Raw genomic sequence first — 12,645 nt, 5'->3', positions numbered from 1 at the left:
TCGCTTGGATCTCTAGGCGTCCCCTGAGCCGGGCCGCGCTGGTGCCTCCAGATGAAAAATCGGCATCAGGTCGACCTGAACCGGCACATTATCGGGATGAGTCTGCATGATGTCGGCCATCATCGCCCACCATCGCCGCATCAGCTCCGTGTCCGGCAGCTGATCCAGGGTGTGATCGACCCTGCGGCGCAGGACCGCGAACAGATGGTGGCTCTGCGGATCGAGCCATATCCGGTAGTCGATCACTCCCGCCGTGATCAGTGCCTGCGTCAGTTCCGGCCAGATGTCGTCGTGCCTTTGGCGATAGGCCTCCGCCTGCCCCGGATCGAGGGTCATGCGAAAGGCGACGGTCTCCTCCGCTGCCAGGCTCATTGGAGGTTCACGAACATGCCGCCGTCGACGAGCAGTGCGGCTCCGGTGACGTAGGCCGCCAGGTCGGAGGCAAGAAAGACGATAGGACCGGCGAGGTCTTCCGGCGCGCCGAGGCGGCCGAGGGGGACGCGGCCAGCCATGTAGGCCCTCTTCGTCGGCTCGGCGAGGTCCTCGCGGTTGATGTCGGTCTCGATGGTGCCAGGCAGGACCGAGTTGCAACGGATCCCCTTGGGACCCAGGGCGATGGCGCACGACTGCATCAGGGACTGAACGCCGGCCTTGGTCGGCGTGTAGTGGGTCTGCATGCCGCCTCCGACGAGCGCGCTGATCGAACTGACGGCGATAATGGCTCCGCCGTCGCCCTGCGCCACCATCTGGTTCGCCGCCGCCTGGGTCATGTACCAGGCGCCGTGAAGGTTTACCCGAAGGGTCCGCTCCAGCACGTCCCGCGGCATATCGAGGAAGCTGTGAAACGGGCAGATGCCGGCGTTGCTGACGAACACATCCACACGGCCAAAGGCCTCGACCGCCGCGCTGATGAACCGTGGAGCCGCATCCGGATCAGCCACATCGCCGCGAACCGCGATGGCGCGACGACCCATCGCCTCGATCTCGCGAACCGCGCTCGCCGCGCCAGCTTCGTCATTGAGATAGTTGATCGCCACATCCGCGCCGTGTCGCGCGCAGCCGATAGCCGCAGCGCGGCCGATGCCGCCGGAAGCTCCCGTGATCAGAACAGTCTTGCCTTCCAGCAGCATGGCGACTCCGTCGTCTAAGTTCGAGGCGAACGTTTCGGTTTGGGCGGTGGGGCAACCGACGGGGCCGCGTCCTCGCGCCAGCCCAGTTCCCGGCTGATTGCCTCGGCGGTCGCCCGCACCTGCTCCGGTAGGGACGACATGCGACTGTCGTCCATGTACTGCGCCGCGCTGGAGAGGCTGATGGCTCCGACGACTCGCCCCCCGGCATCGCGGATTGGAGCCGCCACGCAACGTATGCGGTCCTCGTTCTCCTCGAGGTCGAAAGCGTGGCCAGCGGACGCATAGCCCCGCATCCGCTCAAGCCATACCTCACGGCCCAACGAACTCGGCGCATGCTGTTCTTCGGCGTCGAACATCTCAAGCCAGCGCGCTTCGGTCTCATCCAGCAGCAGTGCCTTGCCGAGGCCGGTGGATCGCAGCGGCTGTCGCTCACCGACACGGGAACTGATCTCGATCCGGCGACGGCCCGGAATCTTGTCCAGATAGAGCGCACGACCATTGTCCATGACGCCCAGATGGATCGTATCTTCCGTGGCTGCTGCGAGAGCCTCCAGGTGAGGACGGGCGACCCGAGGCAGGTCCTTCTGCTGCTGCGCCTTGAAGCCAAGTTCGAGCAATTTCGGCCCCAGCGTGTAGCCGTCGCGCGGGAGAAAGTTAAGGTACTGCCGATCGACCAGAGCGGACGCCAGTCGATGCGTCGTGCTTCGGTTCAGGCCGACAGCCGTAGCGAGGTCCGTCAGACTGATCGTGCCATCGGCCGCGGCCTCGATCACGTCGAGGCCGCGAAGGAGGGTCTGGCTGCTCGACGACTTCGTGATCTCCCGCGTCTCGACCCCCTGACTGCGTGTTGACGTTGATTGTCTCATCTCGTAGCTTCTTATTTCAAATATTGATACGACAGGCAAGAGGCTCGGGAGGGAGTCGGGGTTGCCTGCATCCCAGCCGCGCGCACCCTTGTGCGCCCCTTCGCCGCTATCTCATATATTGATATCTGGAGACGAGATCGCAATGGCTTTCCCCGTAATCCGTCAGGTGCGGGCCTTCGTCGTTCGGGGCGGAGGCGCCGACTACCATGACCAGGGCGAGGGGCACTGGATCGACGACCACATCGCCACGCCGATGTCGCGCTATCCCGAGTATCGTCAGAGCCGCCAGAGCTTCGGCATCAATGTGTTGGGCACCTTGGTCGTGGAGATCGAGGCGGCCGACGGAACGGTCGGCTTCGCGGTCACCACCGGCGGCGAACCGGCGGCCTACATCGTCGAGAAGCACCTGTCGCGCTTCCTGGTCGGACGTTCCCCGACCGAGATCGAGAAGATCTGGGACCAGATGTATTTCTCGACCCAGTACTATGGCCGCAAAGGCCTGGTGGTGAACGCCCTCAGCGGCGTCGATCTCGCCCTTTGGGATCTATTGGGCAAGCTGCGCGGTGAGCCGGTCCATCACATGCTTGGCGGCGCGGTCCGCGACGAGCTGACCTTCTACGCCACCGGCGCGCGGCCGGACCTGGCCAAGCAGATGGGCTTCATCGGCGGCAAGATGCCCCTGCACTACGGGCCGGCCGAGGGCGAGGACGGGCTTCGCAAGAACATCGAGGAACTGGCCACGATGCGCGAGCGCGTCGGCGAGGATTTCTGGCTGATGTTCGACTGCTGGATGTCGCTGGACCTGAACTACGCTACCCGCCTGGCGCACATGGCTCACGCGCACGGCCTGAAATGGATCGAGGAGGCGCTGAGCCCCGACGACTACTGGGGCTATCGCGACCTGAAGGTCAATGCGCCCAAGGGCATGCTTGTGACCACCGGCGAGCATGAGGCCACGCGCTGGGGCTTTCGCATGCTGCTGGAGATGGACTGCTGCGACATCATCCAGCCAGACGTCGGCTGGTGCGGCGGCATGACCGAGCTGATCAAGATCTCGGCCTTGGCCGATGCGCGCGGCGTGATGGTCATCCCGCACGGCTCAAGCGTCTACAGCTATCACTTCGTGGTGACGCGCCATAACAGCCCGTTCGCAGAGTTCCTGATGATGGCGCCCAAGGCCGACGAAGTCGTGCCGATGTTCCAGCCCCTGCTGACCGGAGAGCCCGTGCCGGTGAACGGCCGGCTCAAGGTGCCCGACACGCCGGGCTTCGGCGTCGCGCTCAACCCCGACATTCCGCTCCATCGGCCCTACCCCAACTGACGACCGGACCCGTCCATGAAATTGCTGAGATACGGTCCCAAGGGCGCAGAGAAACCGGGCCTGCTGGACGCAGACGGGACTATCCGTGACCTGTCGGGTCACGTCGCTGACATCACGCCGGACCTGTTGCATGGCGAGGGTCTCGCCCGACTGAAGGCGATTGATCCGACCGCCCTGCCCGTGGTCGAGGGTTCGCCCCGCTATGGACTTCCGCTGAAGGGCAGCCGGAAATTCATCGCCATCGGACTGAACTTCGCCGACCACGCGGCCGAATCGAACCTGCCGATCCCGGCCGAGCCGGTGGTCTTCATGAAGGCCATCAGCTGCCTGAATGGGCCAAACGACGACGTGATGATCCCGCGCGGATCAGAGAAGACCGACTGGGAAGTCGAGTTGGGCATCGTCATCGGCAAGCCCGCCTCCTATGTCGACGAGGCCGATGCTCTCGATCACGTCGCCGGCTATGTGCTGGTCAACGACGTGTCCGAGCGCGCCTTCCAGACCGAGCGCGGTGGGACCTGGGACAAGGGCAAGGGTTGCGACACCTTTGGCCCGGTCGGCCCCTGGTTGGTCACGGCCGACGACGTCGATGACGTCCAGAACCTGGATATGTGGCTGGACCTGAACGGCAAGCGGATGCAGACCGGGAATACGCGGACGATGATCTTCGGCGTGGCCGAGATCGTCTCATACGTCAGCCAGTTCATGACGCTCGAACCCGGCGACCTGATCACCACTGGCACACCGCCCGGCGTCGGCCTGGGCCAGAAACCGCAGCCCTTCTACCTCAAGCCCGGCGACGTCATCCGTCTGGGCATTCAGGGATTGGGCGAACAGAGCCAGACGGTCGTGCCCTGGCACGCCGCATCGGGAGAAGTCGCGTGAGCGTCTATGCCAATCGCTTTCAGGGGCGCTGCGCCATCGTGACCGGCGGCGCGTCCGGCGTCGGGCGCGAGACCGCGGCCCGCATCGTCGCTGAGGGCGGCCAGGTCTGTCTGTGGGACCTGGACGCCGGCGTCCTGGCCGAGGTCGCCAAAGCCACAGGGGCCAGCAACTTTCAGGTTGTCGATGTGTCGGACAATGACGCTGTGGTGCGCGCCGCCAATGCGAGCGCCGAGGCCCTGGGTCGCGTCGATATCCTGGTGGTGGGCGCGGGGGTAACGGGTGCCACCGGGCCAGTGTGGGAGTTCCCGGTCGACAGCTGGCGCCGGGTCATGGACATCAACCTGAACGGTGCCTTCTACTGCTGCCGCGCGGTCGTTCCACACATGCTGAAGAACGACTACGGCCGGATCGTCAACGTCTCGTCGGTCGCGGGCAAGGAAGGCAATCCCAATGCCTCGGCCTATTCGGCATCCAAGGCGGGTCTGCTGGGGTTCACCAAGTCCCTGGGCAAGGAACTGGCGCAGACCGGCGTGCGGGTGAACGCCATCACCCCAGCCACCTTCAAGAGCCCCATCCTGGATCAGCTGCCTCAGAGCCAGATCGACTATATGCAATCCAAGATCCCGATGGGCCGCCTCGGCGAGCTGGACGAGGTCGCTTCCCTGATCTGCTGGCTCGCCAGCGAGGAGTGCAGCTTCTCGACCGCCGCGACCTTCGACATCTCGGGCGGCCGCACGACCTACTGAGCGTCCGCGAACGCCCCGGAAGACCGGGTCTCATTGAAGGAGGAACGCCATGGTTGGCTTGCCCTTTGTCGATGCCCACTTCCACCTGTGGGATCTGGGTCGCATCCGGTATCCGTGGCTGTCGCCGCCGTTCTCTGACGACGGTCCGAATGGCAGCGTGGAGCCGATCGCGCGAAACTATCTGCCCGCCGATTATCGAGGCGATCTTGAAGCATGGCATCTGGCGGGCGCGGTTCATGTCGAGGCGGGCGCCGATCCGTCGGCGGCACTTGAGGAAACCCGCTGGCTCCAGGGACTGGCCGATGCTTACGGCATTCCGGATGCCATCGTCGCCTTTGCCTCGCTGGAGAGCCCCGACGCGGAACGTATGCTGGAAGCTCAGGCGGCGCATCGCAGCGTCCGGGGGATACGACAGATCGTCAATTGGCATCGCGACGCCGCGCGATCCTACACACCGCGCGATCTGACGATCGATCCAGCATGGCAAGCAGGCTTCGGGCTGCTGGCCCGTTTTGGTCTGTCATTCGACCTGCAATGCTACCCAAGCCAGATGACGGCCATGGCCGCACTGATCGCGCGGCATCCCGACACGGTGGTGATCGTGAACCACGCGGGCATGCCCATCGATGATGATAGCAACGGGCGCGAGGTCTGGCGCGAGGGAATGAGAGCCCTTTCCGCCCTGCCGAATGTCTGTGTGAAACTATCGGGGTTCGGCTTAGCGAAACGCGATTGGACCCGGGACTCGATCGCACCCATCATTCTCGAGTCGATCGTTATGTTCGGCACAGAACGATGCATGTTCGCCACCGACGTCCCGACCGACAAGCTGTTCGGCAGCGTCGACATCCACCTGGCCGCCTATCACGCCATCGTCGCCGGCTTCAGCGAGGACGAACGGCTGGACCTCTTCGCACGAAACGCCATCCGCCATTACCGCCTCGACCTGACGGTGTGACCGATGACTCCTCGCCTTCTCGCGGCTGACGCTGCGCCTGTCGGGATCCCGGCATGACTCCTGATCCAGTCCTCGGCGTCCTGTTTCACTGGCTGGGCGGCCTCGCGTCCGCGAGCTTCTATGTGCCCTACCGGGCCGTCCGTTGGTGGTCCTGGGAGATTTTCTGGCTGACCGGCGGTCTGTTTTCCTGGCTGATCGCGCCCTGGTTTTTCGCCACGATCCAGACACGAGACCTGCTCGGCGTCCTCAGCGAGACCCCCGGTCAGGTCGTCGGCCTCTGCATCATGTTTGGGGTGCTGTGGGGCTTTGGCGGTCTGACCTACGGCCTGACAATGCGATATCTGGGATTGTCGCTGGGCATGGCCGTGGTTCTGGGTCTGTGCACGGTGTTCGGCACGCTGATCCCTCCGCTCGTGCAGGGAGACTTCAGCGAGACGCTGCTGGCCACCCCGTCCGGACGAATAATCCTGCTCGGCCTGGCCGTGACCCTCGCAGGCATCGTCGTCGTTGCCTTGGCGGGGGCGCGCAAGGACGCAGCCCTGCCGGACGAGCAGAAGAAAGCCGTCATCGCAGAGTTCGACTTCAAGAAGGGAATTGGCGTCGCGATCTTCTCAGGTGTCATGTCCGCGTGTTTCGCCTTCGGTCTTGCGGCCGGCGAGCCCGTCAAGGCGATCTCCGCAGCAGCCGGTACCGGTCCTCTCTGGACCGGCCTGCCAGTGCTTTGCCTGGTCATGTTTGGCGGGTTGATCACCAACGGCATCTGGTGCGCCTGGCTGATCGCTCGGAACCGGAGCGCGGGCCAGTGGTTGGGACGGACCAGCCTGGCAGAGGCGAGATCAGCCACCGCCGATGGCTCCTCCGAAATGGCCCAAACTCCGCTGTTGGCCAACTATCTCCTGTGCGCCCTCGCAGGCACCGCCTGGTATTTCCAGTTCTTCTTCTACACCATGGGCGAAAGCCAGATGGGCCGGTTCGGCTTCTCCAGCTGGACGCTGCACATGGCCTCGATCATCATCTTCGGCACCCTGTGGGGATTTGCCTTCAAGGAATGGAAGGATGCCAGGCCAAACGTCCGCGCCCTCGTTTGGCTGGGGGTGGCGCTGCTGGTCGGCGCCACGATCATCATCGGCTACGGCAATGCCATGGGACGACAGGTGTGAGCTTGGCTCATCTACCGGTAGCAAGGCCCCCGGTTCTCGGGGCTACCCAACATGTCGATCATTGCTCGGCCGTCGCAAGCAACGCCCAGGCGAGCCAATCCCATCCGTTGGCCTTGGCAATCATCGGAACCTGTCTGCGGGCGGTGTCCTCAGCGAGCTACCGGCCTCAATAACCGGACGGGTACCAGCGATCAGCGGCCGCGCCCCCAGAGCCGCTCATACCGCCACCCTGTCAGATCCTCGACCACGGCCTTGGCCTCTGGGCTGGACGGTGTCTGCTCTCCGGCATGGAAGCGGTCGATCTCGGCCATCAGGACGGCGTGGGTGCGGGCGTTCAGGTTGAAACGCCATGAGATGATCAGACCCAGCAGCATGACGATGATCGGCCCGGCGACAAGCAGCCAGGCGATGGTCGAGATGGCCTGGGGCGTCTGCTCAACAGCGACCCCATCGGTGGCGGACACATACCCCCCGGCCCCGATGATCCAGCCCGTGACGATGATCGCGCCCGACTGAGCCACCTTGCGAACCAGGGTCATGACCCCGGCGAAGATTCCCTCGCGCCGCTGGCCTGTCACCGCCTCGTCCACATCAGGCAGGTAGTTGTAGACGCTCCAGGGCACGAAGTTCAGCGTCCCGCGCCCAAGGCCTGCCAGCAGGACAGGAACGAACAACCAAAAGACCAGCATCGGGCTGAACGCCGGATTCGCCGGGTTGAGCGCCGACAGGAGATCTCCATCAAGCGCCGCGACTCCGGCGCCGAAACCCGCCGGCTCGATCAGGTAGAAGGCGAGATAGAGCAGAAGGGCGAGGCCAACCAGGGTGATGGCGATCCTGTAGGCCACCACCGGCCCTGTGCGGATGACGATGTTGATGGCGATCATCACCGAGATCAGCTGGGCCAGATACATGAGGGTCATCAACTGGGAGATGACCAGGGTCCCGCCCAGCAGCACCGTCACCACGAAGATCGGAAAGGCGGTATTGAAGATGTCCTGCGAGATGTAGCCGCCCAGATAGATCGACAGGTGTTGTCGGAAGGCGCGGATCCGCAGGGTCGAGAACAGATCCCGGAACATGGTCACCGGGATCAGCAGCACACGCTTCAAGCTCATCGGCGGCGGCTGGAAGGCCTTCTCGGCCTCGGTGTAGGGCCGCTCCCAGCTGGTGATGACGACCACCGTCACCACGATGCTGAAAAGAACGCCGAAGATGGCCGCCATGATCAGAAAGGTAGACGGCGAGTCCTGGCCCCCAAAGGTGTTGATAATCAAGGTCGGAAGGAGAGAGGCGAGGATGGCCGAGCCCTGGGCCACCAGCATCCGCGCGCCCGCGAAACGCGCCTTCTCCTTGTAGTCCTTGGTCATTTCCGCCGCGAGCGTCTCCCACGGGATCAGGAACATCGTGTAGAGAAGCTCGAAGAATATGAAGACGGCCAGGTAGTAGTAAAAGCTCTGTCCGGTCACGAACAACAGGACGAAGCTCGGTAAAAGCGGGATCGTGGCCAGAAGGAAGACCTTTCTCCGTCCAATCTTCCTGCCGATCCATGTGTGTCTCAGATTATCCGACACATATCCGATCAGGGGACAGGTGATGGCCTCGATCAGCCTCGGCAAGCCGAGGATCAGACCGGCCTCGACGGCGGTCAGGTCGCAGAAGGTGGTGAAGAAGTAGAACAGCCAGCCAGTGATGACCGCCTGGGCCCCGGCGCCGAGCATGTCGCCGGAGCCCCAGCCCCAGTAGTTGATCCAGCTGGGCTTGCGCATTCCGACGGCGGGCATGGTGATCGCTCCGACCTAGATGAACCGAAGGCGGAACTCGCCCAGCGCCAGGATGGCCATGGACTGGCCATAGGGCATTGAGGTCAGCGGTATGTCGCGATAGCCCTGAAGCGTGTCGAACACCGGGGTGCCGAACGACACCTGGGTCAGTTCGCCATCGTCATTGATGTGCGCCAGCACGCCCTTGAGGGCCCGGATCGCCATGTCCTCGTATTCGGAAGACAGATACCGTTTCCGGACCGCTTTCAGGATCCCGTAAGCGAACCCGGCGGTAGCCGAGGCTTCGAGGTAGCTGGTCGGATCATCGATAAGGGTCCGCCAGAGGCCGCTCTCGTGCTGATACTGCGCCAGCGCCTTGACCTGGGCTTCGAGGGTTTCGATCAGGAAGCGTCGCAAGGCGTCATCGGGCTGGAGATCCAGCATCTCGATGAACTCGGGGATGGCGATCGTGACCCAGCAGTTCCCCCGCGCCCAGAGGGCGTCGGCGAAGTTGTGCCGCCCCAGAAAGGTCCAGCCGTGGAACCACAGGCCCGTCTTGCGGTCGAACAGATATTTGATGTGGATGAGGAACTGCTTGCGCGCCTCGTCGACATAGTGCGGCCGATCCAGCAGCAGGCCGATGCGGGCCAGCGGCAAGACACTCATCATCAGGGTGTCATCCCAGAGTTCCTGCGGGTTCTCGTCGTTGAAGACGATGTGCTGGAACCCCCCCTCTTCCGTCCTCGGCAGGCCGTCCATCAGCCACTCGGCCCAGGTATCGAGGTAAGGCAGGAAGGTCGCGTCGCCGGTGTGCTCGTAGAGGTTCGCCAGCGTCAGGAACGGCGAAACCGTATTGATGTTCTTGGTCGGCGTACCCGCCTCGAACCGGTTGGCGAACCAGTCCAGCATGATCCGCATGACGGCGTCGTCGCCCGTCTGCTCGTACAAGCGGTACAGGCCGTACAGCCCGATCCCGTGGGTCCATTCCCAGTCGTTCCAGCCCTTGGTGTCGATCACCCGCCCGTCGTCGAGGCGCAGCAGGAACTCGCCCGTGTCGTCCTTGATGTTCACCAGGTTGTCGATCAGGCGGCTCAACGTCTCGTCGATCGTTGATCGCGACAGGTCGTGAACGAGGTTCGGCATGGGACGCGGGCTCGCGGGAGCGGGTTGTCGTTTGGACGGCAAGACCCCAGCGCGACGCCTTGCCTCTGTCGCCGCCGTCTCCCCGTCGGTCAGGCAACAAATCTCATTTTGTGTTTGTTTATCTCATAATGTGAAAGATTGAAGCGGGTCAAGTCTCCTGGTCGGCTTCTCCCTGCACCAGAAGGTCGGACCCAACCTGATCGATACGCTCTACACCGAGCAGGGTCATGGCCACCCGCATCTCCGCCTCGATCAGCGCCAGAACCTCGGCGACACCGCGCCGCCCACCCGCCCCCAGACCATAGACCCAAGCACGCCCTAGCAGCACACCGTCCGCCCCACAGGCCAAGGCGCGCAGAACATCCAGTCCCGAACGAATCCCGCCGTCCATCAGCACGGTCATCTGGTCGCCCACGGCGTCGGCGATCGGGCCGAGGGCGTCGATCGACGCCAGGGTCCCGTCCAGCTGGCGCCCGCCATGGTTTGAGACCACCAGGCCATCGAAGCCGCGCCGCGCCGCCTCGCGGGCGTCCTCCACATCGAGCACGCCCTTGATCACCATCCGCCCCGGCCAGAGCGCCCGAATCTCCTCGGCGTCGTTCCACGTGACCGAGGCGTCGAAGTTGCGCGCCATCCAGGCCCAATAGTCATCGATGCCCGCAGCGGCCCCGAGAGCCGAAGCGACATGACCGATCGTGTGAGGCCCGCCCAGCAGCCCCACGTCCCAGGCCCAGGCGGGTCGCGCCGCGGCCTGTGTGAACCGGCTGATGCGCCGCGCGAGCGCTGAGCCGCCCGACAGGCCTGACCGCTTGTCGCGGTACCGCGGACCGGGCGCGGGCATGTCAACAGTCAGGAACAGGGTGTCACAGCCGACCGCCAGCGCCCGGGCGATCATCTCGCGCATGAAGCCGCGATCGCGGATCACATAGAGCTGGAACCAGGGCGGCGTGGACACCCCGGCGGCGACCTCTTCCAGCGTGCAGGCACCGACGGTCGACAGGCAGAACGGAACGCCCGCGGCCTCAGCCGCTGCAGCGGCCTGGACTTCCCCGCGCCGGGCGTTCAGCCCCGCCATCCCGACCGGACCGAGCGCCACGGGCATGGCCGTCCTGCGGCCGAGCAGATCGCCTTCGAGGGACACCGCATCGGCCCCGGTCAGGACCCGCTGGCGCAACCGGACGGCCCGCAGCCGATCGATGTTGTCGCGCAGAGTGGTCTCGGCGAAGGCTCCCCCGTCGATATAGTCGAACAGGAACCGCGGCAGGCGCCGACGCGCCGCCTCGCGATAATCCATCACATCCGCGAGAAACATGGCCACCACGTTCAAACTGCCGCCACGCGGTGCGGCCATTCATATTTTGAGACGGTATGTCGGCATTCAGGACGATGCAATGCCGCCTCGCACTCTTGACCCTCGCCTGGCCCCCGTCGACGGAGCGCATCAGGGCGATCCTCCATGGACCCCCGGATGGCCAGAAGTGGCGCCTCGTGAGCCGATGCCGAACTGGACGGCAGGCGGGCCCCTAGTCCTCCGGGTCCCGTATCCACGTCTGGAGCGTACTCAGGGCTTTTGCCAGCGTGCCCGAAAAGCCGGCAGGATCATAGTTGAACCATGCATGGCCGGCATCCTTGAACACTTCCACTGAACAACGCCCGCCAGCGGCCTGCACCCGCCGGCAATAGAGCTCCGCCGTCTCCACGGGGATCAACGGATCGGAATCGCCGACCAGGATCAACGTGTGCGGATGCCCGTCTGCGATATTATGGATCGGGGAGAACGCCGCCCAATAATCTCGGACCAAGGCATGGCCATAGCCACTGGGACCGTTATCCACGACAGGCTCGAACAGGATTAATCCGGCCGGGCGGACATGACCCGTGATGCTCTGCGGAGGCGCCAGCGTCGCCAGGGCCGCCGCCATCTGTCCGCCCGCTGAGGCACCTCCGGCGAACAGCCGCTCGCGCGCGAGCCCCAGGTCCTCCGCCGCAGCGTGGATCGCTTGCCATGCGAGGAAGGCGTCCGTGACAGAGTCCCGCGGCGTGGTTCCGTCCTCGTCACGCAGCGAGTACTCCGGCAGGGCGACGACAAAGCCCGCATCTGCGATCGCCCGGGCCTGGCGATAGAACTGCACAGGCGCGCCTTCCCTCCAGGCCCCGCCATGGAAGAGGACCAACCCGGGATGAACAGAGCTGCCTTCGGGGGCGTCGGAACCCGGCTGGAAAATCTCGATGCGGTGGGTTTGGCTAGCGACGCCGATGTATGTTCGGACCTGGTCCGGCGCAGAGCCTGCCGACGCCGCCGCATCCCGCAGAAATCCCCAGATGTCTTCAGGGCGTTCAGCCTCATCCTGAGGCATTCTTGTCTCCGCCTGTACAGGGTCTGTTGGCAAGGGCGGCGCGAGCGTCATCAGTCCCGCGAAGAGCGCGATCCAAGCGGATGACAGGCCCAGAAAGCCGCTCACGCGCCGTCAGACCATGCTCTCCATGAAGGCGCGGATCTTCGCGTCCTTCGCGTTGGCGAAGAAGTAGTCCTTAAACCGCTCGCCGGCGACGGCGGCCTTCAAGAGGTCCTGATCCACCGTCTTCAGCACCGTGAGCATGTCGTGGCAGGTCGCGGCCTTCAGATCGCGCAGGATGCCGCGATTGCGGGCCATGATCTCGGCGCGCTCCTTGGGA

General features: G+C 64.4%; 12 protein-coding genes and 1 pseudogene. 5 read left to right on the top strand and 8 right to left on the bottom strand.

From position 1 onward, the window contains the following. Positions 1 to 12: 12 nt before the first annotated feature. From IP78_RS08095 to IP78_RS08085, 3 genes are read right to left on the bottom strand one after another with little or no spacing between them, the layout of a single operon-like run. A complete protein-coding gene (locus tag IP78_RS08095; protein ID WP_054111183.1) occupies positions 13 to 372 on the bottom strand; it encodes an L-rhamnose mutarotase in 360 nt (119 codons plus the stop codon). After that, a complete protein-coding gene (locus IP78_RS08090) occupies positions 369 to 1,130 on the bottom strand; it encodes an SDR family NAD(P)-dependent oxidoreductase (protein ID WP_054111182.1) in 762 nt (253 codons plus the stop codon). The genes IP78_RS08095 and IP78_RS08090 overlap by 4 nt, the downstream gene beginning before the upstream one ends. 14 nt (positions 1,131 to 1,144) lie before the next feature. Next, positions 1,145 to 1,996, bottom strand: a complete 852-nt coding sequence (locus IP78_RS08085) for an IclR family transcriptional regulator (RefSeq protein ID WP_054111181.1) — start codon at positions 1,994 to 1,996, stop codon at positions 1,145 to 1,147. 142 nt (positions 1,997 to 2,138) lie between these two features. Between IP78_RS08085 and rhmD the strand changes: the two genes are divergently transcribed. The 5 genes from rhmD to rhaT are packed head-to-tail and all read left to right on the top strand — an operon-like array spanning position 2,139 to position 7,066. Continuing rightward, entirely contained in the window at positions 2,139 to 3,317 is a 1,179-nt protein-coding gene (rhmD, locus tag IP78_RS08080; RefSeq protein WP_054111180.1) for an L-rhamnonate dehydratase, read from the top strand. Positions 3,318 to 3,332: 15 nt separating this feature from the next. Next, positions 3,333 to 4,202 carry a fumarylacetoacetate hydrolase family protein gene (locus IP78_RS08075; protein ID WP_054111179.1) on the top strand — a complete coding sequence of 290 codons (870 nt, stop codon included), beginning with the start codon at positions 3,333 to 3,335 and terminating at the stop codon, positions 4,200 to 4,202. Continuing rightward, a complete protein-coding gene (locus IP78_RS08070; RefSeq protein ID WP_054111178.1) occupies positions 4,199 to 4,948 on the top strand; it encodes an SDR family NAD(P)-dependent oxidoreductase in 750 nt (249 codons plus the stop codon). Before IP78_RS08075 ends, IP78_RS08070 begins: the two co-directional genes overlap by 4 nt. 49 nt (positions 4,949 to 4,997) lie before the next feature. Next, positions 4,998 to 5,906, top strand: a complete 909-nt coding sequence (locus IP78_RS08065; RefSeq protein ID WP_054111177.1) for an amidohydrolase — start codon at positions 4,998 to 5,000, stop codon at positions 5,904 to 5,906. A 53-nt stretch (positions 5,907 to 5,959) separates the two neighbouring features. Further along, positions 5,960 to 7,066 (top strand): L-rhamnose/proton symporter RhaT, encoded by a 1,107-nt coding sequence (gene rhaT / locus IP78_RS08060; protein ID WP_054111176.1) that lies wholly within the window; start codon positions 5,960 to 5,962, stop codon positions 7,064 to 7,066. Positions 7,067 to 7,257: 191 nt separating this feature from the next. Here rhaT and IP78_RS08055 read toward each other — a convergent pair whose 3' ends face one another. From IP78_RS08055 to IP78_RS08035, 5 genes and pseudogenes are all read right to left on the bottom strand, one after another. Continuing rightward, complete coding sequence (locus IP78_RS08055; RefSeq protein ID WP_054111175.1) at positions 7,258 to 8,847, bottom strand: MFS transporter; 1,590 nt, start codon at positions 8,845 to 8,847, stop codon at positions 7,258 to 7,260. A 15-nt stretch (positions 8,848 to 8,862) separates the two neighbouring features. Continuing rightward, positions 8,863 to 9,969 carry a glycoside hydrolase family 105 protein gene (locus IP78_RS08050; RefSeq protein WP_054111174.1) on the bottom strand — a complete coding sequence of 369 codons (1,107 nt, stop codon included), beginning with the start codon at positions 9,967 to 9,969 and terminating at the stop codon, positions 8,863 to 8,865. 148 nt (positions 9,970 to 10,117) lie between these two features. Next, entirely contained in the window at positions 10,118 to 11,281 is a 1,164-nt protein-coding gene (locus IP78_RS08045; RefSeq protein ID WP_054111173.1) for an L-lactate dehydrogenase, read from the bottom strand. 211 nt (positions 11,282 to 11,492) lie between these two features. Beyond that, the gene (locus tag IP78_RS08040) at positions 11,493 to 12,431 is read right to left on the bottom strand and encodes an alpha/beta hydrolase (protein ID WP_054111172.1); all 939 of its coding nucleotides are present in this window, start codon (positions 12,429 to 12,431) and stop codon (positions 11,493 to 11,495) included. Positions 12,432 to 12,437: 6 nt separating this feature from the next. Next, a pseudogene (locus IP78_RS08035) lies at positions 12,438 to 12,645 on the bottom strand (hypothetical protein); the annotation flags it as partial.

The sequence above is a fragment of the Brevundimonas sp. AAP58 genome (assembly GCF_001295975.1).
Taxonomy (GTDB): Bacteria; Pseudomonadota; Alphaproteobacteria; order Caulobacterales; family Caulobacteraceae; genus Brevundimonas.
This window is presented reverse-complemented; position numbering and strand designations above follow the sequence as displayed.

Bases quoted from the DNA above. Each gene is read 5' to 3' on its own strand.
- rhmD (WP_054111180.1), top strand. From the start codon at position 2,139: ATGGCTTTCCCCGTAATCCGTCAGGTGCGGGCCTTCGTCGTTCGGGGC.
- IP78_RS08045 (WP_054111173.1), bottom strand. From the start codon at position 11,281: ATGTTTCTCGCGGATGTGATGGATTATCGCGAGGCGGCGCGTCGGCGC.
- IP78_RS08055 (WP_054111175.1), bottom strand. From the start codon at position 8,847: ATGCCCGCCGTCGGAATGCGCAAGCCCAGCTGGATCAACTACTGGGGC.
- rhaT (WP_054111176.1), top strand. From the start codon at position 5,960: ATGACTCCTGATCCAGTCCTCGGCGTCCTGTTTCACTGGCTGGGCGGC.
- IP78_RS08065 (WP_054111177.1), top strand. From the start codon at position 4,998: ATGGTTGGCTTGCCCTTTGTCGATGCCCACTTCCACCTGTGGGATCTG.
- IP78_RS08090 (WP_054111182.1), bottom strand. From the start codon at position 1,130: ATGCTGCTGGAAGGCAAGACTGTTCTGATCACGGGAGCTTCCGGCGGC.
- IP78_RS08095 (WP_054111183.1), bottom strand. From the start codon at position 372: ATGAGCCTGGCAGCGGAGGAGACCGTCGCCTTTCGCATGACCCTCGAT.
- IP78_RS08050 (WP_054111174.1), bottom strand. From the start codon at position 9,969: ATGCCGAACCTCGTTCACGACCTGTCGCGATCAACGATCGACGAGACG.
- IP78_RS08075 (WP_054111179.1), top strand. From the start codon at position 3,333: ATGAAATTGCTGAGATACGGTCCCAAGGGCGCAGAGAAACCGGGCCTG.
- IP78_RS08085 (WP_054111181.1), bottom strand. From the start codon at position 1,996: ATGAGACAATCAACGTCAACACGCAGTCAGGGGGTCGAGACGCGGGAG.